Origin of the sequence: Amycolatopsis anabasis (assembly GCF_009765355.1) — a bacterium.
Taxonomy (GTDB): domain Bacteria; phylum Actinomycetota; class Actinomycetes; order Mycobacteriales; family Pseudonocardiaceae; genus Amycolatopsis; species Amycolatopsis anabasis.
In genome coordinates this window covers 1-22,965 of the sequence record NZ_VTHK01000011.1, presented here as the reverse complement: position 1 = coordinate 22,965, position 22,965 = coordinate 1, and the positions used below count along the sequence as shown (strand labels likewise).

Sequence of the window (22,965 nt, the reverse complement as noted above, 5' to 3'; positions counted from 1 at the left end):
CGTTTTGTGGCGGAGTGCCGGATCCTGCGGGATGGATGGGTCCTCCTGCCGGGCGAGACGAACGCTGAAAATGTCGGACCCCCCGTGTAGCGTCCGAAGTCAAGTGATCCCAGGGACTGGACTGTGGTGATGACATGACAGCGGTTCACGAATTCCCGAAGCGCACCAACAGATCGGCCCCCGCAGCCGATCTCGCCGCGAAGGTGGTCTCCGACCGCGCGGAGGGCGAGTCCTATGTGGCGTCGGTGTGCTTCAAGCACGGCCCGCCGCGCCTGTTCGGCGTGGAACTGGAGTACACCGTGCACTACGCAGACGACCCTCGAAGACCCCTGAATCCCGACGACCTCGCCCGGGCGCTGGGCGTGCACACGCCTCGCACCCTTCGCCCCGAAAGCCCCGCACTTCCCTTGCCGGGCGGCTCGCCAATGAGTCTCGAACCCGGCTGCCAGGTCGAAATTTCCGCCCTACCGCAGACTTCGTTGCGGAAGCTGGCGAACACCGTCTCCGCCGATCTGGCCTATCTCGCCGACGCACTGGCCCGGAAGGGGCTCCGGCTCGGCACCACCGGAATCGACGCGCACCGGACGCCCGCGCGACTCCTGGACACCGAGCGCTACGCCACGATGGAACGGCGGTTCGCGCCGCTGGGCACCGGCGGAATCACCATGATGTGCAGCACCGCCGGTCTGCAGGTCTGCGTCGACACCGGTGAGGCCGCGGACGCCGCGTCCCGTTGGGCCGCGGTGCACGCGCTCGGCCCGCCCTTGCTGGCCGCCTTCGCGAACTCCCGGCGGCACGCGGGCGAGGACACCGGAGCGGCCTCGGCCCGCTGGCTGTCCGTGATGGGCACCGAACACTCGCGCACCTTCGCGGCCGACGCCTCGCCGGATCCGGCCGTGAGCTGGGCCCGGCGGATCATGGACACCCCGTTGATGCTGCTCCGGCGGCCCGAGGGGTCCTGGGACGCGCCACCCGGGCTCACCTTCGCGGACTGGGTCGCCCGTCGCGGTGCGGCCGGAGTGCTCGCCCCGCCCACCGTCGGCGATCTCGACTACCACCTGACCACGATGTTCACCCCGGTACGCCCGCAGGGCTACCTCGAAGTGCGCTACCTGGACGCGCAGGAACCCGAACGCTGGCTGTACCCGGTGGCGCTGCTCGTCGCGCTGCTGGCCAAACCGTCCACAGTAGACAAAGTGCTGGCGATCTGCGAGCCCGTGGCCCGGTGCTGGCGCGAAGCCGCACGCTGCGGGCTGGCCGATCCGGCCATCGCCGCCGCGGCCGCCGCCGTGGTGGACCTGGCCTGCGCCGAACTGACCACGACCGATCTCCCGGCCGAAACGATCGCCGAGATCACCGACGGCGTGCAGCGTCTCGTGCGCGCGGGAAGGAGCAAACCGTGACTGAGCCGAACATCATCGAGGCGACCAACCCGTTGCGCGAGCTGAGCCCGCAGGATCTCCGCGCCCATGCGGCCGAGGCGTTGACCCGGGCGCGGGCCCGCAGCGTCGCGCTCACCGACGCGGTCGACGACGAGGACCTGACCCGCCAGCACTCGAAGCTGATGTCGCCGCTGGTCTGGGATCTGGCCCATATCGGTAGCCAGGAAGAGCTGTGGCTGGTGCGGGACGTCGGCGGCCGGGAGCCGCTGCGGCCCGACATCGACGACCTCTACGACGCCTTCCAGCACGCCCGTGCCGACCGGCCCGAGCTGCCGCTGCTCGGGCCGGCGGAGGCCCGCCGGTATGTCGGGCAGGTGCGCGAGAAGGCGTTCGACGTACTGGAGAAGGCTCCGCTGGAGGGCCGCCGGCTCACCGAACTCGGGTTCGCCTTCGGCATGATCACCCAGCACGAGCAGCAGCACGACGAGACCATGCTGGCCACCCACCAGCTGCGCAAGGGCGACCCGGTGCTGCACGCACCCGCCCCGCCCGCGCGTCGCGCCGGTTCGCTGCCGCCCGAGGTGTTCGTGCCCGCGGGCCCGTTCCTGATGGGCACGTCGGCCGAACCGTGGGCCCTGGACAACGAACGTCCGGCGCATGAGGTCCACGTGGACGCCTACTACCTGGACACCACGCCGGTGACCAACGGCGCCTACGCCGAATTCGTCGACTCCGGCGGTTACCGGCAGCCGCGGTGGTGGAGCGAGGCGGGCTGGGCCTACCTGACCGCGCACGACATCACCGCTCCCCGGTTCTGGCGGCGCGAACAGGACGGCTGGTGGCGCACCCGGTTCGGGGTGTACGAACGCGTTCCGGCCGATCAGCCGGTGGTGCACGTTTCCTTCCACGAGGCCGAGGCGTACGCCGCGTGGGCGGGCAAGCGGCTCCCGACCGAGCGGGAGTGGGAGAAGGCCGCCCGGTTCGATCCCGCCACCGGGCAGTCGCGCCGGTATCCGTGGGGCAACGAGGAACCGACCCCGGAGCACGCGAATCTCGGGCAGCGGCACCTCAGCCCCGCGGCGGCGGGGGCGTATCCGGCGGGCGCGTCGCCGCTCGGGGCGCACCAGCTGATCGGGGACGTCTGGGAGTGGACCAGTACGGATTTCCACGGCTACCCGGGTTTCGGCGCGTTCCCTTACCGCGAATACTCGGAGGTCTTCTTCGGGCCGGACTACAAGGTGTTGCGCGGTGGTTCGTTCGGCACCGACGCCGCGGCCATCCGCGGCACGTTCCGCAACTGGGACTACCCGATCCGGCGGCAGATCTTCTCGGGCTTCCGGTGCGCGCGCGACGCCGACGGGCGGGCGTGAGGGGATGTGCCGCCATCTGGGTTATCTCGGTCCCGCTCGCGCGCCGTCGGAACTGCTCTTCGAAGCGCCGCATTCCTTGCTGCGCCAGTCCTACGCGCCGAAGGACATGCGGGCCGGCGGCACGGTGAATGCGGACGGTTTCGGGCTCGGCTGGTACGGCCCGGACGGCGAGGTCGTCCGGTACCGGCGGCCGAGTCCGATGTGGACTGACGAATCGCTGCCGGTACTGGCCAAGTCCTTGCGCGCCAACGCGTTCGTGGTGGCGGTGCGCTCCGGCACGCCGGGTATGCCGGTCACCGAGGCGGCCTGCGCGCCGTTTTCGGAGGGCCCGTGGCTGTTCAGCCACAACGGTGTGGTGCGCGGCTGGCCGGATTCGGTCGCCACGCTCGCGGAGAAACTCCCGGTGGCCGAACTGCTGCGGCTGGAGGCGCCGACGGATTCGGCGCTGCTCTGGGCGTTGCTGCGGGATCGCTTGCGCGCGGGGGAGGACCTGGTGCGGGCGACCGTCGAACTCGTCACCGGGGTGGAGCGGGCCGCACCGGACTCGCGGTTGAACCTGCTGCTGACCGACGGCACCACGCTGGTGGCCACCGCCTGGACGCACGCGCTTTCCGTGCGGCGGTCCGGGGACGCGGTCGTGGTCGCGTCCGAACCGTGCGACGCCGAACCCGGGTGGACCCCGGTGCCCGAACGCCATGCCGTGGTCGCGACGCGCGACTCGGCCGACTTCATTCCCCTCGAATTCGATCGGAGTGCGTGACCCCGTCATGAGCAATCTGGACCTGAACGTGCACAACCACCTCGATGAGGGGACCGAGGCCCTGCGGGCCGACGTGCGCGAAGGACTGTCGGCGGCGACGAAATGGCTGCCGCCGAAGTGGTTCTACGACGCTCGTGGCAGCGAGCTGTTCGAGGAGATCACCACGCTGCCGGAGTACTACCCGACCCGCGCGGAACGGGAGATCCTCACCCGCGAGGCCGCCGAGATCGCGCGCGTCACCGCGGCGCGGACCCTGGTCGAGCTCGGCTCCGGTTCGAGCGAGAAGACCAGGCTCCTGCTGGACTCGTTGCGCGCGCACGGCAGCCTCGGCGAGTTCGTCCCGCTGGACGTGTCTTCGTCCGCGCTCAACGCGGCGGCGGAGGCGATCACCGCGGAATACCCCGGGCTGTCCGTGCACGGGGTGGTCGGGGACTTCACCGAGCACCTCGAGCTGCTCCCCGGTGCACGGCCCCGGCTGGTCGCGTTCCTCGGCGGCACGATCGGCAACTTCCTGCCCGCGGAGCGGAGCAAGTTCCTGCGCTCGGTGCGGGACGTGCTCGACGAAGGGGAGTGGCTGCTGCTGGGCACCGATCTGGTGAAGAACCCGGACGTCCTGATCCGGGCCTACGACGACGCGGCCGGGGTGACCGCGGAGTTCAACCGCAACGTGCTGCGGGTGATCAACGCCCGGCTCGGCGCGGACTTCGATCCGGACCGGTTCGCGCACGAGTCCTACTGGGACGCCGAGCGGAGCTGGATCGAGATGCGCCTGCGGGCCAAGGAGGATCTGACCGTGCGGATTCCCGGCGCCGGGATGGAAGTGTGGTTCGCCGAAGGCGAGTACGTGCGCACCGAGATCTCGGCGAAGTTCCGGCCGGGACAGGTGCGGGACGAACTGGCCGACGCCGGGTTCGCGCTGGAGCGCTGGTGGACCGACGCGGAGAACCGCTTCGGAGTGTCTTTGGCAAGATCGGTACGTGCGTAACCCCTTACCGCGACTGGCCCGTTCGCTGGGCACTCGTCCGTGGCTGATGAAACTGGCCCCCGGAATCGTCTGGGCGGACCACCGGCTGCACCGGTGGTCCGGCGGGCGGGTGAGCCTGGTGGCGATCGCCGGGCTGCCGTCGTTGCGGCTGACCGCGGTGGGCCGCAAGAGCGGCCTGCCGCGCAGCACCAACCTGCTGTACTTCCCGGACGGCGCGAACTACGTGCTGATCGGCTCCAACTGGGGCAAGCCGCGGCATCCGGCCTGGACGCACAACCTGCGTGCGAAGCCGGAAGCGACCATCGCGGTCCGCGGCCGGGAGATCCCGGTGCGCGCCCGGGAGGTCGAAGGCGCCGAGTACGACGCACTCTGGCAGCGGCTGCTGGCGTTCTGGCCGGGCTACGAAATGGAACGGGAACTAGCCGCACGGGAACTGCCGATCTTCGTTCTGACACCACGTTAGTGCTGCCCGGACATTGACTGCTGACAGCGCGTTAGGCCATTCTGCCGTCGGTCATTCGGCCGGGTCGGAACCATCCTTTCGGTTGGTGACTGTGCGGATACGGCTGTGCCATGTTCGTGTTGCGAACAGCTTCGCGGCGCAGCAGGATCCGCGGGAGCGACGGGAGGGAGTGGTTGTGTCGAAGTCCGCATGGGGCCGGGTACGCAGGCTGTCGGGAACACTGGTGGTGACGGGGGCGCTGGTCGCCCTGCCGGTCACCGCCGCCACCGCCGAAGATACGCCGACCCCGGCACAGGTCGGCGCGGTACCACCGGTGCAGTGGACGTCGTGCCCGGCGTCCTCGTTGCCCGGGGTGCCGCCGGATCAGGCCGGGCAGTTCAGCTGCGCGACCTACCGGGTGCCGATCGATCACGACAACGCCGCGCTCGGCACGATCGATCTCGCGTTGCTCAAACGTGCCGCGGCGAAACCGGACCAGCGGATCGGGTCGCTGTTCCTCAACCCCGGCGGCCCCGGCGGTCCGGGGCTGACCACCCCGATCCGGGCGGTCAACTACTTCGATCCGGTGGTGCTGGAGCGGTTCGACACGATCGGTTTCGACCCGCGCGGGGTCGGGGCGAGCAGCCCGCTGCGCTGCTTCACCACCGCGGAGGACGCGCAGGACGTGCTGGGGCCGCAGGTCGGGGTCCCGCTGAGCCAGCGGGAGATCTCCGCGACGCTGGCTTCGTACCGCGACTACGGCCAGTTCTGCAAGCGCAACGCGGGCGCGCTGACCGAACACATGTCCACCCGGGACGTCGTGCGCGACCTCGACCTGTTGCGCGCGGCGGTGGGGGACCCGAAGCTGAACTTCGTCGGCTTCTCCTACGGCACGCTCATCGGGGCGACCTACGCCAACATGTTCCCGAAGACCGCCCGCGCGCTGGTGCTCGACGGGAACGTGGACCCGGAACTGCGGACCAGCGACGGGCTGCAGTACGACCGGGAGCGGGCGAAGGGGTTCGAGATCTCGCTCGACGGCTTCCTGACCAGGTGTCAGGAGGCCGGGGCGAAATGCGCGTTCAGCGCCGGGCAGCCGCGGGAGAAGTTCGACGAGCTGCGCACCTACCTGCACCAGCAGCCGCTCGCGTTGCCGGACGGTGCGACGCTCGACATCAGCCGGTTCACCAGCGGGGTGTCCGGGGCGCTGTACTCACCGGAGGCGTTCGGCAGCCTCGCCACGGAACTGCAGCGGATATACGACCTGCTGCACCCACCGGCCGGTCAGGCGCCGCCGAAGTTCACCGCGCAGCACCTGACCACGCTGCTGAACCCGCCGCACAACGCGCGCTTCGACCGCGGCGACAGCCCGTACCTCGGTGACGACTCGTATTTCGCGGTGAACTGCTCGGACAAGCCGTTCTTCCACCCCCAGGAGGAAACGCCCGCCATCGCGGCGAAATGGGAACGGGAGTCGCCGACCTTCGGACGCTCGCAGGCGTTCTCGGACGCGGCCGCCTGCCCGGTGTGGCCGATGCGGAACTTCGACGCCGCCTACCGCGGCCCGTGGAACAAGTCGACGGAGAACCCGGTGCTGGTGGTCGGCAACTACTTCGACCCGGCCACCCAGTACAAGTTCGCCAAGCGGATGGCCGACCAGCTCGGCAACGCGCGCCTGCTTTCGGTGGACGCGTTCGGCCACTGCATCCTCGGTTCCTCGGCGGGCGTGGACAAGGCCACCGCGGACTACCTGGTCGACCTCAAGGCGCCGGCACCCGCCCAGGTCTTCCAACCGGACACCCAGCCCTTCGACCCACCCGCGTCGCCGAGCTAGCACGCAGGTGTCATGAGGGGACCCCTCCAGACGAAAATTGTCTGGAGGGGTCCCCTCATGAAAGTGCCGCGGGGATCAGGCGCGGGTCATTTTGCGGAGGACGTACTGGAGGATGCCGCCGTTGCGGTAGTAGTCCGCCTCGCCCGGGGTGTCGATGCGGACGACCGCGTCGAACTCCACCTTGGCGCCGTCCTGCTTGGTGGCGGTCACGTGGACCGTCCGCGGGGTCTCGCCCTCGTTGAGCTTGGTGATGCCCGAGATGTCGAACGTCTCGGTGCCGTCCAGGCCCAGCGACTTGGCCGATTCCCCCTCCGGGAACTGCAGCGGGATGACGCCCATGCCGATCAGGTTCGACCGGTGGATGCGCTCGAACGACTCGGTGATCACCGCGCGGACGCCGAGGAGCCGGGTGCCCTTCGCCGCCCAGTCGCGCGAAGAGCCGGAGCCGTACTCCTTGCCGCCGAGCACGACCAGCGGGACACCCGCCTCGGCGTAGTTCTGCGCCGCGTCGTAGATGAACGCCTGCGGCGCGCCTTCCTGGGTGAAGTCGCGGGTGTAGCCGCCCTGCACGTCGTCCAGGAGCTGGTTGCGCAGCCGGATGTTGGCGAACGTGCCGCGGATCATCACCTCGTGGTTGCCGCGGCGGGAACCGTACGAGTTGAAGTCCTTGCGCTCGATGCCGTGCTCGGTCAGGTACTGGCCCGCGGGCGAGTCGACCTTGATCGCACCGGCCGGGGAGATGTGGTCGGTGGTCACCGAGTCGCCCAGCTTCGCCAGCACCCGCGCCCCGGAGATGTCCTCGACCGGGGCGGGCTCGGCCTGCATGCCCTCGAAGTACGGGGGCTTGCGGACGTAGGTGGACCGCGGGTCCCAGTCGAAGGTCTTGCCCTCCGGGGTGGGCAGGGACTTCCAGCGGTCGCCGCCGTCGAAGACGTCCGCGTAGTCCTTGGAGAACATCTCCTGCGTGATCGCGGAGTCGATGGTCTCCTGGATCTCCTGCGGCGACGGCCAGATGTCGGCCAGGAACACGTCGTTGCCCTGCTCGTCCTGGCCGAGCGGCTGCTCTTCGAAGTCGAAGTCCATGGTCCCGGCCAGCGCGTAGGCGATCACCAGCGGCGGCGAGGCCAGGTAGTTCATCTTCACGTCCGGGTTGATCCGGCCCTCGAAGTTGCGGTTACCGGACAGCACCGACACGACGGTGAGGTCGTTCTCCTGCACGGCGGCGGAGATCTCCTCGGGCAGCGGGCCGGAGTTGCCGATGCACGTGGTGCAGCCGTAGCCGACCAGGTGGTAACCCAGCTTCTCCAGGTACGGCCAGAGCCCGGCCTTCTCGTAGTAGTCGGTGACGACCTGCGAACCCGGCGCCATCGAGGTCTTCACCCACGGCTTGACCGTGAGGCCCTTGTTGACCGCGTTCCGCGCGAGCAGCGCCGCGCCGAGCATGACCGACGGGTTCGAGGTGTTGGTGCACGAGGTGATCGAGGCGATCACCACGGCGCCGTGGTCGAGCACGAACTCACCGCGGTCCGCGGACTTCACCCGCACCGGCTTGGTGGGACGGCCCGAGGCGCCGTTCGCGGCGGACTGCACCGGAACCGCGTCCTCGTCCGCGAAGCCCAGGGCGGGCGCGTCGCTGGCGGGGAAGGACTCCTCGCTGCTCTCGTCCACATTGGTGTGCGGGGTTGGGTACTGCTCCTCGACGTAGTCGTGCACCGACTTGCGGAACGAGGACTTCGCGTCGGACAGTTCGATGCGGTCCTGCGGGCGCTTCGGCCCGGCGATCGACGGGACGACCGTGGACAGGTCCAGCTCGAGGTACTCGGAGTAGGACGGCTCGTGCGCCGGGTCGTGCCAGAGGCCCTGCTCCTTGGCGTAGGTCTCCACCAGCGCGACCTGCTCGGCGGAGCGACCGGTCAGCTTGAGGTAGCGGATGGTCTCCTCGTCGATCGGGAAGATCGCCGCGGTGGAGCCGAACTCCGGGCTCATGTTGCCGATGGTCGCGCGGTTGGCCAGCGGCACCGCGCCGACGCTCTCGCCGTAGAACTCGACGAACTTGCCGACCACGCCGTGGCGGCGCAGCATCTCGGTGATGGTGAGCACCACGTCGGTGGCGGTGACCCCGGCCGGGATCTCGCCGGTCAGCTTGAAGCCGACGACCCGCGGGATGAGCATCGACACCGGCTGGCCGAGCATCGCGGCCTCGGCCTCGATGCCGCCGACGCCCCAGCCCAGCACGCCGAGGCCGTTCACCATGGTGGTGTGCGAGTCGGTGCCGACGCAGGAGTCGGGGTAGGCCTGTCCGCCCCGGGCCATCACCGTGCGGGCGAGGTGCTCGATGTTGACCTGGTGCACGATGCCGGTGCCCGGCGGGACGACCTTGAACTCGTCGAACGCGCCCTGCCCCCAGCGCAGGAACTGGTAGCGCTCGCGGTTGCGCTCGTATTCGATCTCCACGTTCCGCTCGAAGGCGTCCGCGCGGCCGAACACGTCGATGATCACCGAGTGGTCGATGACCAGTTCGGCCGGGGCGAGCGGGTTGACCTTGTCCGGGTCGCCGCCGAGGTCGGTCACGGCCTCGCGCATGGTGGCGAGGTCGACCACGCACGGCACGCCGGTAAAGTCCTGCATGATCACCCGCGCCGGGGTGAACTGGATCTCGATCGACGGATCGGCGTTGGGATCCCAGCCGCCGAGCGCGCGGATGTGGTCGGCGGTGATGTTCGCGCCGTCCTCGGTGCGCAGCAGGTTCTCGAGCAGGATCTTCAGGCTGTAGGGAAGGCGCTGCGAGCCTTCGACCTTGTTCAGGCGGAACACCTCGTAGGAGGCGTCGCCGACCTTCAGCGTGTCGCGTGCGCCGAAGCTGTCCTTGCTGACAGGTGCAGTCACGTCTAACTCCAGTGGCGTGGACGCTGCCCCGGCTGGGGCTTGGTCCCGGGGCGGTTCGGTTGTCGTTCGGGTTCAGGGGCGAGTCTTGCGCACCCTCGCCATGTCCGCAGACGCGGGGACGGGGCTGGGCTCCCTGCTGGCATAAACAGTACGCTTGTCCTTTTTTAACTTCAAGCGCGACACGCATCACCCACGTTGGGGAATTTGAGGCAGACGGTAGCTGTGTGGTCACTGTGACACTTGGTAAACATGTGGCATTAGTGGCACAGTTGCTCCGAATGAGCACCGGGCCGGCGAGGGGCGGGTCCGGGACGGGAGGTGGAGGCCGTGCCGAGAAGGCAGAGTGGCGGGGCGATCCCCCGGCTGCTTGTGGTCGGGGCGTTCGGCCTGGTGGCGCTGCTCGGTGCGGCCGGTACGGGTGTGGCGGCGCCGCCACCACCGCCGAATCCGAGCGATTCCGAGATCGACGCCAGCCGGGCCGAGGCGAACGCCCGGGCGGGCGAGGTCGGCCAGCTCACCAACCAGCTCGCCGCGGCCGAAAGCAAGCTCTCCGAGCTGCAGGCCGATGTCGAACTGAAGATGGAAGAGGCCAACAAGGCCCTGGTCGACATGCAGACGGCGCAGGACGCCGCGGGTCAGGCCCGGCTGGACGCCGAGGCGGCGCGGCGCGAGTCCGACGCTGCCGTCGGCGCGATCGAGATCGCGCGGCAGAACCTGGACCGGTTCATCGCGGGGAGCTACCAGCAGGGCAGCACGATCGGGTCGATGTCGGCCTATATCGGCTCGGACAGTCCGAAGGACCTGCTGGCCCGGGCGCAGATGCTGAACGCGGTCGGCGGCAGCCAGCTCCACGCTCTGGAGGAGATGCGGCGCGCGCAGGCCGAGAAGGCGAACAAGGACGCGGCGGCCCGCAAGGCGCTGGAGATCGCCGAGCAGAAGCAGGCCGCGGCCGAACGCGCCAAGGGCACCGCGGACGCGGCGCAGGCGGCGGCCGTGCACGCGCAGGAGAGCCAGCAGAGCCAGGCCGCCCAGCTCGAGGCCAACAAGCAGAGCGTCGAGCAGCGGTTGTTCCAGGCCCAGGAGAAGGTCAGCGGGCTGCAGGGGCAGCGCCAGCGCTACCAGGACTGGCTGGCCCAGAAGCAGCGCGAGGACGAGGAGCGGGCGCGGCAAGCCGCGCTGGCGGCGGCCGCCAGCCAGGGCAATCAGGGCGGCGGCGGCAACAACGATCCGGCGCCCCCGCCGCGCGGGCGGCCCTCGGCCCCGGCCGGCGCGAGTGTGGAGGCGGTGATCGCCCGGGCGATGTCCCAGCTCGGCCTGCCCTACGCGTGGGGCGGCGGCAACGCGAGCGGGCCCACCCGGGGCATCCGCGACGGCGGCGTCGCCGACCGGTTCGGCGACTACCGCAAGATCGGGTTCGACTGCTCGGGCCTGATGATCTACGCGTTCGCCGGGGTGCGGTCGCTGCCGCACTACAGCGGCTACCAGTACCACGCGGGCCGCAAGGTGCCGCTGTCCCAGATGCGCCGGGGCGACATGCTGTTCTGGGGCGGTGGCGGCGGAATCCACCACGTGGCGCTCTACCTCGGCAACGGCCAGATGGTCGAGGCACCGCAGTCCGGTTCGGTGGTCAAGGTGTCGCCGGTCCGGTACGGCGGGATCATGCCCTACGCCACGCGGCTGATCGGCTAACGTTCACCGCCATGAGCCTGGCCGGAATCGTGCTGGCCGGTGGCGGCGCACACCGACTGTCCGGAGTGGACAAGCCGATGCTCGACGTGCGCGGAAAGCCGTTGCTGCGCACGGTTGTCGCCGCCCTGACCGGGGCCGATCCGGTGATCGTGGTCGGTCCGCGGCGGGACGGGGTGCCCGGCGTCCGGTGGACCCGCGAGGAACCGCCGGGCGGGGGACCGGTCGCCGCCCTCGCTGCCGGGCTCGCCGCGGCGCCGCCGGAAACCGAGCTGGTCGCCGTGCTGGCCGGGGACCTCGCCCGGATCACTCCGTCCACTGTGGATCGCCTGCGGGCGGCGGTCGGCGCGGGGGACGGGGCCGTGCTGGTCGACGCCGACGGCAGGCGGCAGTGGCTGATCGGCGTCTGGCGGGCGCGGGCGCTGCGGGAGGCGCTGCCGCCGGAGCCCGCGGGCGCGTCCCTGCGCCGGACCCTGGCCGGGCTTGCCGTCGTGGCGGTCCCGGAGTTGCCGGGGGAGAGCGCGGACGTCGACACGCCCGAGGATCTGGAGCGGCTCCGCCGGGAGTCGTAACGGGTGGCAGGGCTTTCACAGCCGTCATACGGGTGATCCGGTTGGCTACCGTCACGCACAGTCGTGTCACGCGAACGGTACGGTCGGCGCGGCACATCCGATCATCAGCGAGGGAGGCACCGTGACGGAGTCCGGGTACGCCGACGGCGCGGCCGGCCAGCAATCCGGCACGCCGGCGCGGGACGCGCAGCTCCTGGAACGCACCGTGTTCGAGGTCAAGCGGATCATCGTCGGGCAGGACCGGCTGGTGGAGCGCATGCTCGTCGGCCTGCTCGCGAAGGGGCACCTGCTGCTGGAGGGTGTGCCCGGTGTGGCCAAGACGCTCGCCGTGGAGACCTTCGCCCGGGTCGTCGGCGGTTCCTTCTCGCGTGTGCAGTTCACCCCCGACCTGGTCCCGGCCGATATCCTCGGCACCCGCATCTACCGCCAGGGCAGCGAGCAGTTCGACGTCGAGCTCGGCCCGGTGGTGGCGAACTTCGTGCTCGCCGACGAGATCAACCGCGCCCCCGCGAAGGTGCAGTCGGCCATGCTCGAGGTGATGGCCGAGCGGCACGTGTCGATCGGCGGCAAGACCTTCCCGATGCCCGATCCGTTCCTGGTGCTGGCCACCCAGAACCCGATCGAGAACGAGGGCGTGTACCCGCTGCCGGAGGCGCAGCGCGACCGGTTCCTGTTCAAGATCGTCGTCGAGTACCCGACGGCCGAGGAGGAGCGGGAGATCGTCTACCGGATGGGCGTGACCCCGCCGGAGCCGCACGAGGTGCTCAGCCCCGCCGAACTGGTCCGGCTGCAGGGCGTCGCGTCCCAGGTGTTCGTGCACCACGCGCTGGTGGACTACGTGGTGCGCCTGGTGCTGACCACGCGGACCCCGGCCGAGCACGGGCTGACCGATGTGGCGGGCTGGGTGTCCTACGGTGCCTCGCCGCGCGCCAGCCTGGGCATCATCGCCGCGGCCCGCGCGCTGGCGCTGGTCCGCGGGCGCGATTACGTGCTGCCGCAGGACGTGGTCGACGTGGTCCCGGACGTGCTCCGGCACCGGCTCGTGCTGTCCTACGACGCGCTGGCCGACGGGGTGCCGCTGGACCACATCATCACGCGGGTGCTGCAGACCGTGCCGCTGCCCCAGGTGTCGGCGCGGCCGCAGGGCGGCCCGGGCCACCCCGTCCCCGCGGGCAGGTGAGCGGGTCACAGTGAGGGACGAGAACGGCACCAGGCCCGACTGGGCGCCACCGGTTCTGCGTGGCGAGCGCCTGGAGGCCGGTCTGCGCACGCTCGAGCTCGAGGTGCGGCGCCGGTTGGACGGCCTGTTGCAGGGAAACCACCTCGGGTTGGTGCCCGGCCCGGGGTCCGAGCCGGGGGAGGCCCGGCCGTACCAGCCCGGCGACGACGTGCGGCGGATGGACTGGGCGGTCACCGCGCGCACCACGGTCCCGCACATCCGGGAGACCGTGGCCGACCGCGAACTGGAGACCTGGGTCGTCGCGGATCTGTCCGCCAGCCTGGACTTCGGCACCGCGCTCTGCGAGAAGCGGGATCTGGTGGTCTGCGCGATCGCGGCGCTCGCCCACCTCACCGCGGCGGGCGGCGGCAACCGGCTCGGCGCGCTGATCGCCAACGGCGCGCAGACCACCCGGATCCCGGCCCGCGGCGGGCTGGCGCACGTCCGCGGGCTGGTCCGCCGGGTCGCGACGACACCGCGCGCCCCCGAGGGCACCCGGGGAGATCTGGCCGCGGCGATCGAACAGCTGCGGCGGCCGCCCCGGCGCCGGGGGCTCGCGGTGGTGGTTTCCGACTTCCTCGGCGACACCGCGTGGCAGCGGCCGCTGCGCGCGCTGTCGGCCCGGCACGATCTGATCGGGGTGGAGATCGTCGATCCGCGGGATGTCGACCTGCCCGAGGTGGGCACGGTCGTGCTGGCCGATCCGGAAACCGGACGGCAGCGCGAGGTGCACGCGTCCCCGTTGCTGCGCAAGGAATTCGCCGCGGCCGCGCAGGCGCACCGCGACCAGGTCGCCGCCGCGCTGCGCAAGGCGGGCGCCGCGCATCTGGTGCTGCGCACCGATTCGGACTGGATCGCGGACACCGTGCGGTTCGTGGTCGCCCGCAAGCGGCGCTGGTCCGGGGGTGTGGCATGAAGCGCACGATGCCAGGTCGCGGCACTCGAGACGCGATCGCGGTCGCGCGCGAACTCGCGGGAGGCGCGGCATGAGCCTTACCGGTTTCAGCGCGCCCTGGTGGTTCCTGCTGCTGTTCGCGGTGGCCGCGGTCGCCGTCGGGTACTTCCTGGCCCAGCGGGTGCGGCGCAAGCGCACCATGAAGTTCACGAACCTGGAACTGCTGGACAAGGTCGCGCCGAAGAGCCAGGGCTGGATCCGGCACGTCCCGGCCGCCCTGATCCTCGTTTCGCTGATCCTGCTGACCGTCGGGCTGGCCGGGCCGACCGCCGAGCAACGGGTGCCGCGCAACCGCGCGACCGTCCTGCTGGTGATCGACGTGTCGCTGTCCATGGAGGCGACCGACGTCGCGCCGAGCCGGATCAAGGCCGCGCAGGCGGCCGCGAAATCGTTCGTGGAGGGGTTGACCCCGGGGATCAACCTGGGCCTGGTGACGTTCGCCGGTACCGCGACCGTGCAGGTCGCGCCCACCACGCAGCGGCAGGGCGTGGTCCGGTCCATCGAGAACCTCAAACTCGCGCAGTCGACCGCGACCGGTGAGGGGATTTTCGCGGCGCTGCAGTCGATCGAGGGCTTCTCGTCGGTGGTGGGCGGGGCCGAGGGGCCGCCGCCCGCGCGGATCGTGCTGATGAGTGACGGCAAGCAGACCGTCCCCACCGACGACCCGTTCGGCCCGCGCGGCGCCTACACCGCGGCGCAGGCGTCGAAGCAGGCGCAGATCCCGATCTCGACGATCTCGTTCGGCACCTCGCACGGTTCGGTGGGCATCGACGGCAAGGATGTCGAGGTCGCGGTCGACGACGACTCGTTGCAGGAGGTCGCCCGGCTTTCCGGCGGTGAGTTCTACAAGGCGGCCACCGCCGACGAGCTCAAGCGCGTCTACGACAACCTCGGCGAGCAGATCGGCTACGAGCTCAAGGACGCCGACGCCAGCCGGCCGTGGGTCATCCTTGGCACGCTGGTGCTGATGATCGCCGCGGCGGGTTCGTTGTTCCTCGGCCAGCGATTGCCCTGACCCATGGCCGAGATCAAGGGCTGGCAGGGGTCGTGAGTGGACAGACCGGTTAGAACCAGTCCAAACACTCACGACCCCCAGTACCCGGCTCCCTCGCTTTCGGCGCGACCGAGGAGGCGACTCGGCGCGAAGTTGACCTTGTCGCGGCGTCAGGGTTTCTACTGGACGCATGCGGATCGGTGAACTCGCGGGCTTGGTCGGCGTCTCGGCGCGGACGGTGCGGCATTACCACCGCCGGGGGTTGCTGCCCGAACCCGAGCGGCGGGCGAACGGCTACCGCCGGTACGGATTGCGCGATGCGATCGAGCTGGCGCGGATCCGGCGCCTGACCGAACTCGGGCTGAGCCTGGACGAGGTGCGGGACGCGCTCGCCGACGACCGGGGTCGCGACCTGCACGAGATCCTGGTCGAACTGGACGGCGACCTCGCGCGGCAGGAGCAGCGGATCCGGGACCGCCGGGCGCGGCTCGCGGTGCTGATCGAGCGCGCGGAACGGGGTGCGGTGCACGCCGACGATTCGGTGTCGCCGGAAATGGCGGAATTGCTGGGAAAACTCGAACAAGGCACCGGCGCGGAGTCCGCGCTGGCGGTCCGGGAACGCGAGTTGTTCGCATTGCTGGACACCACCGCCGGGCCGGTCGAACGAGAACGCGTCCTGGCGGCGATGGCGCCGCTGGCGGCCGATCCGGAGTTCGTGGCGCGCGGGCGGGAGCTGGCCCGGCGGCTCGAGGAACTCGCGGACGCACCGGTGGACGATCCGCGGGTGGAACCGCTCGCGGCCGTGTTCGCCGACGGCTTCCCGGCCGGGGTGCTCACCGGGGACGGGTTCGACGTGGACGACGCGTTCGGCGCGGCGGTCCTGGACTCGCTCGCCCCCGCCCAGGCCGAAGTTCTGCGGCGTGCACTGCGGCTCGTCTCCGAGCGGACCCGTGACGGCGACGGGGACGGCCGGTGAACCGGGCGCTGCGGCGCCTGGCGGTGAGCCAGCTGCGCGGATTGACCGATCTCGGCGCCTGGCTGTCACGCCGTCGCGTCGGGCTCGCCCCCGGCGACGTCGAACTCGGCTACGGGCGCGAACAGGTGCCGATGATGCTCGCACTGGCGTTCGTCCTCGGCCTGGAGACCGCGGTGGTCGGGCTGCTCGTGCCGTGGCCGGTGGTGCACGTCCTGGACGCGTGCGCGGTGCTCCAGGTCCTGGGCCTGGCGGCCACCGCGGTCGTCCGGCCGCATCGGGTGGGGAACGGCGTGTTGCTGCTGCGGAACGGCACCCAGTTCACGCTGGAGGTGCCGTTGACCTCGGTCGCCGCGGTGCGCGCCGAGCGTAAACAGCACAGCGGCCCCACCCTGCGACTCCGGGAACGGGAGTTCGCCGTCGTGGTGGGCAACCAGACCGATGTGGTCGTCGAACTGTCCGAACCGGTCGCGGTCGTGCTCAACGGCACCGCGGGCGAGGCGACCGTCCTGCGTTTCCGCGCCGACGAACCGCGCGCCGCGGTCGCCGCGATCAAGGCGGCCTTGCCGAAGGCTCTGCCGCATCCGCTCGGCTGAACTACGATGCGGTGCCGCGCCATCCGGCGCTCGGCGGGTCAGGTGCGGAACGGCGGAGGTGCCGGCGGGTGAACACCCTGTCGTTGGTGTCGGCGATCGTGTCCTTCGGCTCGGCGTTGACGACCGTGCTGCTCGGCGCGTTGTTCGAAGCCCGGCGTCGCCACGGCGACCGGCTGGAGGAGCGGCGGCACCGGGTCAGCCGGTACCGCGACCCGTTGCTCCAGGCCGCCGCGCTGCTGATGGGCAGGCTGGCCAACGCGTTCAACGATCCGAAGGGCGAGAACAGGTTCCTGCTCGAGGACGACGATCGGCACCAGGAGTACGTCGTCTACGAGAGCGCCTACCGGTTCGCCTGGTACCTCGGCTGGGTCGAGATCATGTACCGGGAGGCGCGTTTCCTGGACCTCGGCAGCCGCCGCCGCAACCGGCGGCTGCTGGAGTTGCTCGGGGGAGTGGGCGGCGCGATCAGCCGTCCGATCGAGGGCGACCAGACGTTCCGGCTGCTCGGGGGCGAACAGCGGGCGCTCGGTGAGTTGATGACCCGCCCGGCGGTGGAGGGCGAGGATCGGCTGCGGTGCCTCGGTTACATCGAGTTCCACACCAGGATGGCGACCGATCCCGAGTTCAAACGCTGGTTCGAGCCGTTGCTGCGGGACATCGCGCGATTCGCCGCGGATCGGGAGTCCGGTCGGCCGCGGTTGGTGGAGGTGCACAACGCACTGCTGAACCTGATCAACTTCCTGGATCCGAAGGCGGTCTGGGTGGTCGGCCTGGAGCGCCGCGAGCCGCTATCCGGATGAGGTGCTCAGCTGCCCGGGAAGTCGTGCTGGCGCCAGGCTTCGTAGATCGCGATCGACGCGGCGTTGGCCAGGTTCAGCGATCGGGAGGTGGGCAGCATCGGCAGCCGGAGCCGGTCGGTGATCTCGGCGGCGTGCTGCACCTCGGCGGGCAGGCCGGCCGATTCGGGGCCGAAGAGCAGCACGTCCCCCGGGGAGTAGGCGATTTCGGCGTAGGAGCGGTTCGCGGTGGTGCTGAACGCGTACACCTTCGCCGGGAGCAGGGCGTGCCAGGCGGCGTCCAGATCGGCGTGCACCCGGACGCAGGCGAGGTCGTGGTAGTCCAGCCCGGCGCGCCGGAGGTGTTTGGCGTCGAGGGAGAAACCGAGCGGTTCCACCAGGTGCAGTTCGCTGCCGGTGTTGGCGGCCAGCCGGATCGCGTTACCCGTGTTCTGCGGGATTTCGGGGCGGTAGAACAGCATCCGGAACATGGTGGTGGTTCTTCCGCCTCCGTTCCCCGGCCGTTGCCCCGGTCATCGTACGCCGGGTCAGGCCTGCGGAGCGTAGGCGGTGAAGATCTGCTGGATGTCCTCGGGCGGTTCGGCCGGGCGCATGGTTTCCATGCTCACCCAGACATAACGGGTCTTGACCACGGTCACCGTCTCCTCGCCCCGGTTGATCCGGAACTCGAACAGCAGCGAGGTCCGGCCGACGCGTTCGACGTAGGCCTCCACCACGAGTTCGTCCTCGAAGTGGCACGGCGCCAGGTAGCGGATGTTCGACTCGGCCACCACCTGGTCGTAGCCGCGTTCCAGCAGCTTCGCGTGCGACCCGAACAGCGCCTTCGAGCATTCGAAGGCGGCCATGTCCACATAGGCCAGATAGTTGGCGTTGAACACGATGCCCTGCCCGTCGCATTCGTGGTAGCGGACGCGCAGCGGCATGCGGACGATCGGTTCGCCCCGCTCGGTCATGGCCTCGACCCCCATTCCGGCAACGATCAACAAGGCCAACCTACCGCGAAGATCAACCGTGCAGGTCCCGGTACGCGTTCGCGGCCCCCGGGTGCAGCGGCACGGTCCCGGTGCCGATCAGCGTCCGCACGTCGAGGAACTGGGTGCCGACCGCCTGCGCGGGCACCAGATCCGCGGCCCGGTTCACCAGGACCCGGACGACCGCGGCGGCCAGCTCGTCGGGCAGGGCGGCCGAGGTCACCAGCAGGTTCGCCACGCCGATGGTCGGCACCTCGCGCGGCGCCCGGTAGACGCCCGCGGGGACCCGGACCTCCTCGTACACCGGGCCGTACGCCGCGCGCAGGGCGGGCAGCACGCCGTCCAGCGCGACCAGTGCGATCGGGGTGGCCTGGTCCAGTTCGGTCAGCGCCGGGGTCGGGACGCCGCCGGACCAGAGGAACGCGTCGACCCGCCGCTCGCGCAACGCGGCGATCGCCTCCGCGAACGGGAAATGCTGGACAGCCAACGGGATTCCGGCCGTTTCGAACAGCCGCTGGCCGGATTGCGCCGCGCCCGACCCGGCGGCGCCGAGCGACACGGTCCGGCCCGCGAGATCGGCGAGCGTGCGTACCGGGCCGTCGGCGCGCACCACGAGCTGGAGGTAGTTCTCGTACACGCGCCCGAGCGCGCGCAGCGGCACCGCTTCGCCGAACGGCGGCTTGCCCGCGACGGCGGACTGGGCGACATCGGCGAGCACCAGGCCGAGGTCGGCGGTCCCTTCGCGCACGCGCTGCACGTTCGCGACACTCGCCTCGGTCGGCGCCGCGGTGCAGCGCAGCCGCGGTTCGGCGCGGTTCAGCTCGGCGGCGAGGAGTTCGGCGAAGGCGAGGTAGAAGCCGCCGCTTTCCCCGGCCGCGATGGTGAGCGAACGTTCCGGCCCCTGGTAGCCGCCGGTGGCGCAGCCGGTCAGGAGTGCCAGCCCGCCGAGCAGCGCGGTGCGCCGGGAGAAGGTCATCTCTCCTCCAGCGGCAGCTCGATGCGGACGATCAACCCGTGCGGTTCGGCGGCGCGCAGTTCCAGCGTCCCGCCGCGCGCGCCGATCTGCCGCTGCGCGATGGCCAGGCCGAGCCCGGTGCCGCGCGGCGCGCCGTCCCGTTCGGCCCGCCAGAACCGTTCGGTCGCGCGGGCCAGTTCGGCCGCGGAAAGCCCGGGCCCGTCGTCTTCGACCACGATCCGGGCGATCCCGGCGGCGTGGTCGGCGGCCCAGTCGCACCGCACCCGTGCGCCCTCGCCCGCGTAGGCGACCGCGTTGTCCAGCAGCACGTCGAGGATCTGCGCGAGTTCCGATTCCGGGCAGCGCACCAGGACCGGTTCGGTGTGCTCGGCCGGGGGCGGCAACCGGACCCCCGCCCGTTCGGCCGCGGCCCCCCAGGCGTCGAGCCGTTCGGCGAGCACCGAAGCCACGTCCGAGGGTTCGTCGCCGTGGTCGCCGACCGCCAGCCGGGTCGCGGTGCTGTCCGCGACCGCCAGCGCGAGCAGCCCGTCGAGCAGCGCTTCGAGCCGTTCGACTTCGGTGACCGTGGCGCGGTACGCGCGCTGCCCGCATGCGTCCACGCGCTCGGCCAGCGAGTCCACCCGCAGCCGCAGCGCGGCCATCGGATTGCGCAGCTGGTGCGAGGCGTCGGCGACGAGCCGCCGCTGCTGTTCTGCGGCTTCGACCACCGCGTCGGACATCCGGTTGAACGAGGTCGCCAGCGAGCGCAGTTCCTTCGGGCCCCCGCGGGCGGGAACCTGCGCGCGGTGGCCCGCGGTCACCGCGGCGACGCCGCCCTCCAGTTCGTGCAGCGGCCGCAGCACCCAGCGGGCCAGCAACATCGCCACCAGCACGAACACCATCCCGGCGAGCAGCGCTCCCGCCGCGACGACCGCCCACCGCCCCGCCACGTCCCGCGCGGCGGCCGCGACCGACGCGCGCAGCACGACCACCCCGGACACGCGGGTGGCGGTGCCGATCGGCCGCGCGAACAGCACGGGCGCGTCCGACCACGGGCGGACCGTCTCCGGCGGCGGGCTCGGCTGGTTGCGCATGGTCGCGTCGACGAGCGCGCGCACCCCGGGTTCGCCCGCCGAGAGCCCGCCGACCTGGACCAGCGGGATCTGGCGCGCGTCGACCACGACCACCGATTCGCCGTAGACCTGGGCGTACCGCTTGGCCTCCTCGGCCAGCGCGGCGCTGTCGCTGGAAGCGACCGCCTGCTGCGCGAGCACCGCGAACCGGTCCACGTCGGCGTTGCGGGCGATCACCAGCTGCTGGGTGCGCTGCTCGGCGGTGGCAGAAAGCAGCGGCAGCGCGAACGCGGCCACCGCGGCCAGCGCGAAGGCCACCAGGACGACGAGCAGCCGCGCGCGCACGACGGTCAGCCCCCGAGGCGGTAGCCGAAACCGCGGATCGTGCTGAGCAACCCGGGCCGGTTGAGCTTGGCGCGCAACTGGGTCAGGTGCACGTCCAGCGACCGGGAGACCGCGAGGTAGGCGTCGCCCCAGACCTCGTCCATCAGCTGCTGGCGGCTCACCGCGGTGCCCGGGCGGGCGGCCAGCACGGCGAGCACGTCGAACTCCTTGGTGGTGAGCCCGACGTCCACGCCACCGACCAGGACCCGCCGCGCGCCCAGGTCGATCTCCACGTCCTCGATGCGGACGGTGTCCGCGGCGGGCGCGGTGCGGGCGCCCGCCCGCCGGACCACCGCGTCCATCCGGGCGAGCAGTTCGGCCAGGCGGACCGGCTTCGCGAGGTAGTCGTCGGCGCCGAGGCGCAGGCCCCGCACCACCGAACGCTCGTCGTCGCGGGCGGTCAGCACCACGACCGCGACCTCGGACACCTGCCGGATCTTGCGCAGCACGTCCAGGCCGTCGAGATCGGGCAGGCCGAGGTCGAGCAGCACCAGATCGGCGTCGCGGTGCCGGGTCAGCGCGTCACTGCCCCGGGCCACCCGGGTGACGGGGTGGCCGCGCGCGTGCAACGACTCGGAGAGCGCGTCGGCGACCCCGTCGTCGTCCTCGACGAGTAACACGCGCACGGCCACACCTTCCACCTACGAGACCGAAGAGCCCTTCTCCAGTTCGGAACTCTTCGAAGTCTCGCGCATTGTGCCGTAGACGATCAGCGAGACCAGGATGCAACCCGCGACGTACCAGAAGAACAGCGGTTCGTGGCCGATCTTCTTGAGCCACTGGGCGATCAGTTCGGCGGTCCCGCCGAAGATCGCCACCGTCAGGGCGTACGGCAGCCCCACCCCGAGGGCGCGGATCCGGGTGGGGAACAGCTCGGCCTTCACGATCGCGTTGATCGAGGTGTACCCGGTGACGATCACCAGCGCGCTGAGCATGAGCAGGAAGGCGAGCACCGGCTGCGAGGTCTTCGCCATGGTGGTCATCAGCGGAACGGTGAGCAGCGTCCCGGCGATCCCGAAGAACAGCAGCATCGGCCGCCGCCCGATCCGGTCGGAGATCCGCCCGGCGATCGGCTGCAGGATCACGAACACCAGCAGCGCCGCGAAGTTGATCCAGGTGACCGTGGTCTTCGGGATGTGCGCGGTGTTCTCCATGAACTTCTGCATGTAGGTCGTGTAGGTGTAGAACGCGACCGTGCCGCCCAGCGTCAGGCCCACGACCAGCGCGATCTCCTTCGGGTGCCGCAGCAGCGCGCGGATCGTGCCGCGTTCGCCCGGGGTCTTGGCCTCGCCGCCGGTTTCGGCCCGGTAGCTCGCCGATTCGTCCATCCCGCGCCGCAGGTACATCACCAGCACCGCGCCGAGCGCGCCGACGGCGAACGCGATCCGCCAGCCCCACGAGTACATCTGCTCCTCGGTGAGCAGCTGCTGCAGCACGATCTGCAGGGCCAGCGCGAGCAGCTGGCCCGCGGTGAGCGTCACGTACTGGAAACTGGAGTAGAAGCCGCGTTTGCCCGGTGAGGCCACTTCGGACAGATAGGTCGCCGAGGTCGAGTACTCGCCGCCCACCGACAGGCCCTGCAGCAGCCGCGCGAGCACGAGCAGGATCGGCGCGGCGACCCCGATCGTGGCGTACCCGGGCGTGAACGTGATCACCAGCGAACCGGCGGCCATCAGGGTCACCGAGAGGACCAGCGCGGTCCGGCGCCCGAAGCGGTCGGCGAACCTGCCGAGCAGCCAGCCGCCGATCGGCCGCATGAGGAACCCGACCGCGAAGATCGCGGCGCTGTTGAGGAACTGCGCGGTCGTGTCGCCCTTCGGGAAGAACGAACGGGCGAAATACGTGGTGAACGCGGCGTAGGCGTACCAGTCGTACCATTCGATCAAATTGCCGATCGAGCCGCGCAGCACGTTGCCGATCACGCGCTTCTCGCTCGCCGAAGACGCCTCGGCGATCCGCGTAGTCATCATTGACCTCCTGTGTTCTGACTCACCGTGACCACTCGGGGAGCGGGGAACAAGAAGGTGAAGAACTTCCTAACAGTCGCTTAGGGAAGTCGGGCTTACCGTCCGCTAGACGACCTATTCCAAGGGGTGCGAGGTCGAAGACGTAGGCGAGGGTGTCCATGATC

Annotated in this window: 21 protein-coding genes; 14 read left to right on the top strand and 7 right to left on the bottom strand. The window is 70.8% G+C overall.

Going from position 1 to position 22,965, the window contains the following annotated elements; translation table 11 throughout:
* Nucleotides 1-134: 134 nt before the first annotated feature.
* The 6 genes from FXO23_RS16300 (at nucleotide 135) to FXO23_RS16275 (ending at nucleotide 6,773) form a co-directional block, all read left to right on the top strand.
* The gene (locus FXO23_RS16300; protein WP_158885676.1) at nucleotides 135-1,403 is read left to right on the top strand and encodes a glutamate-cysteine ligase family protein; all 1,269 of its coding nucleotides are present in this window, start codon (nucleotides 135-137) and stop codon (nucleotides 1,401-1,403) included.
* On the top strand, nucleotides 1,400-2,752 hold the full coding sequence (egtB, locus tag FXO23_RS16295; RefSeq protein WP_246257350.1) for an ergothioneine biosynthesis protein EgtB: 1,353 nt from the start codon (nucleotides 1,400-1,402) through the stop codon (nucleotides 2,750-2,752). Before FXO23_RS16300 ends, egtB begins: the two co-directional genes overlap by 4 nt.
* A 4-nt stretch (nucleotides 2,753-2,756) precedes the next feature.
* Entirely contained in the window at nucleotides 2,757-3,512 is a 756-nt protein-coding gene (gene egtC, locus FXO23_RS16290) for an ergothioneine biosynthesis protein EgtC (RefSeq protein WP_158885674.1), read from the top strand.
* Between the two features lie 7 nt (nucleotides 3,513-3,519).
* Nucleotides 3,520-4,497, top strand: a complete 978-nt coding sequence (gene egtD / locus FXO23_RS16285) for an L-histidine N(alpha)-methyltransferase (RefSeq protein ID WP_158885672.1) — start codon at nucleotides 3,520-3,522, stop codon at nucleotides 4,495-4,497.
* 46 nt (nucleotides 4,498-4,543) lie between these two features.
* Nucleotides 4,544-4,960: a nitroreductase family deazaflavin-dependent oxidoreductase gene (locus FXO23_RS16280; protein WP_179956795.1), complete on the top strand. Its 417-nt coding sequence runs from the start codon at nucleotides 4,544-4,546 to the stop codon at nucleotides 4,958-4,960.
* Between the two features lie 175 nt (nucleotides 4,961-5,135).
* Entirely contained in the window at nucleotides 5,136-6,773 is a 1,638-nt protein-coding gene (locus FXO23_RS16275) for an alpha/beta hydrolase (RefSeq protein WP_425484868.1), read from the top strand.
* Between the two features lie 75 nt (nucleotides 6,774-6,848).
* Here the strand turns inward: FXO23_RS16275 and FXO23_RS16270 are convergent, their stop codons facing one another.
* A complete protein-coding gene (locus FXO23_RS16270; protein WP_158885668.1) occupies nucleotides 6,849-9,659 on the bottom strand; it encodes an aconitate hydratase in 2,811 nt (936 codons plus the stop codon).
* A gap of 318 nt (nucleotides 9,660-9,977) precedes the next feature.
* Between FXO23_RS16270 and FXO23_RS16265 the strand changes: the two genes are divergently transcribed.
* From FXO23_RS16265 to FXO23_RS16230, 8 genes are all read left to right on the top strand, one after another.
* Nucleotides 9,978-11,348, top strand: a complete 1,371-nt coding sequence (locus tag FXO23_RS16265) for an NlpC/P60 family protein (RefSeq protein ID WP_425484867.1) — start codon at nucleotides 9,978-9,980, stop codon at nucleotides 11,346-11,348.
* 11 nt (nucleotides 11,349-11,359) lie between these two features.
* Nucleotides 11,360-11,917 (top strand): molybdenum cofactor guanylyltransferase, encoded by a 558-nt coding sequence (gene mobA, locus FXO23_RS16260; protein ID WP_158885666.1) that lies wholly within the window; start codon nucleotides 11,360-11,362, stop codon nucleotides 11,915-11,917.
* 121 nt (nucleotides 11,918-12,038) lie between these two features.
* On the top strand, nucleotides 12,039-13,097 hold the full coding sequence (locus tag FXO23_RS16255) for an AAA family ATPase (RefSeq protein WP_158885664.1): 1,059 nt from the start codon (nucleotides 12,039-12,041) through the stop codon (nucleotides 13,095-13,097).
* A gap of 10 nt (nucleotides 13,098-13,107) precedes the next feature.
* Nucleotides 13,108-14,052, top strand: a complete 945-nt coding sequence (locus tag FXO23_RS16250; RefSeq protein ID WP_158885662.1) for a DUF58 domain-containing protein — start codon at nucleotides 13,108-13,110, stop codon at nucleotides 14,050-14,052.
* 70 nt (nucleotides 14,053-14,122) lie between these two features.
* Nucleotides 14,123-15,106 carry a VWA domain-containing protein gene (locus FXO23_RS16245; protein WP_158885660.1) on the top strand — a complete coding sequence of 328 codons (984 nt, stop codon included), beginning with the start codon at nucleotides 14,123-14,125 and terminating at the stop codon, nucleotides 15,104-15,106.
* 169 nt (nucleotides 15,107-15,275) lie between these two features.
* Nucleotides 15,276-16,061 (top strand): MerR family transcriptional regulator, encoded by a 786-nt coding sequence (locus FXO23_RS16240; RefSeq protein WP_158885658.1) that lies wholly within the window; start codon nucleotides 15,276-15,278, stop codon nucleotides 16,059-16,061.
* The gene (locus FXO23_RS16235; RefSeq protein WP_158885656.1) at nucleotides 16,058-16,654 is read left to right on the top strand and encodes a hypothetical protein; all 597 of its coding nucleotides are present in this window, start codon (nucleotides 16,058-16,060) and stop codon (nucleotides 16,652-16,654) included. The genes FXO23_RS16240 and FXO23_RS16235 overlap by 4 nt, the downstream gene beginning before the upstream one ends.
* A gap of 68 nt (nucleotides 16,655-16,722) precedes the next feature.
* On the top strand, nucleotides 16,723-17,454 hold the full coding sequence (locus FXO23_RS16230; protein ID WP_158885654.1) for a hypothetical protein: 732 nt from the start codon (nucleotides 16,723-16,725) through the stop codon (nucleotides 17,452-17,454).
* Nucleotides 17,455-17,459: 5 nt separating this feature from the next.
* Here FXO23_RS16230 and FXO23_RS16225 read toward each other — a convergent pair whose 3' ends face one another.
* From FXO23_RS16225 to FXO23_RS16200, 6 genes are read right to left on the bottom strand one after another with little or no spacing between them, the layout of a single operon-like run.
* Nucleotides 17,460-17,921: a tRNA (cytidine(34)-2'-O)-methyltransferase gene (locus FXO23_RS16225; protein WP_158885652.1), complete on the bottom strand. Its 462-nt coding sequence runs from the start codon at nucleotides 17,919-17,921 to the stop codon at nucleotides 17,460-17,462.
* 57 nt (nucleotides 17,922-17,978) lie between these two features.
* Nucleotides 17,979-18,404 carry an acyl-CoA thioesterase gene (locus tag FXO23_RS16220; protein WP_158886045.1) on the bottom strand — a complete coding sequence of 142 codons (426 nt, stop codon included), beginning with the start codon at nucleotides 18,402-18,404 and terminating at the stop codon, nucleotides 17,979-17,981.
* Between the two features lie 52 nt (nucleotides 18,405-18,456).
* Entirely contained in the window at nucleotides 18,457-19,398 is a 942-nt protein-coding gene (locus FXO23_RS16215; protein WP_158885650.1) for a TAXI family TRAP transporter solute-binding subunit, read from the bottom strand.
* Nucleotides 19,395-20,795 carry a sensor histidine kinase gene (locus tag FXO23_RS16210; protein WP_158885648.1) on the bottom strand — a complete coding sequence of 467 codons (1,401 nt, stop codon included), beginning with the start codon at nucleotides 20,793-20,795 and terminating at the stop codon, nucleotides 19,395-19,397. Before FXO23_RS16210 ends, FXO23_RS16215 begins: the two co-directional genes overlap by 4 nt.
* A gap of 5 nt (nucleotides 20,796-20,800) precedes the next feature.
* Nucleotides 20,801-21,466, bottom strand: a complete 666-nt coding sequence (locus FXO23_RS16205) for a response regulator transcription factor (protein WP_158885646.1) — start codon at nucleotides 21,464-21,466, stop codon at nucleotides 20,801-20,803.
* Nucleotides 21,467-21,475: 9 nt separating this feature from the next.
* Nucleotides 21,476-22,801 (bottom strand): MFS transporter, encoded by a 1,326-nt coding sequence (locus FXO23_RS16200; protein ID WP_158885644.1) that lies wholly within the window; start codon nucleotides 22,799-22,801, stop codon nucleotides 21,476-21,478.
* Between the last annotated feature and the right edge of the window lie 164 nt (nucleotides 22,802-22,965).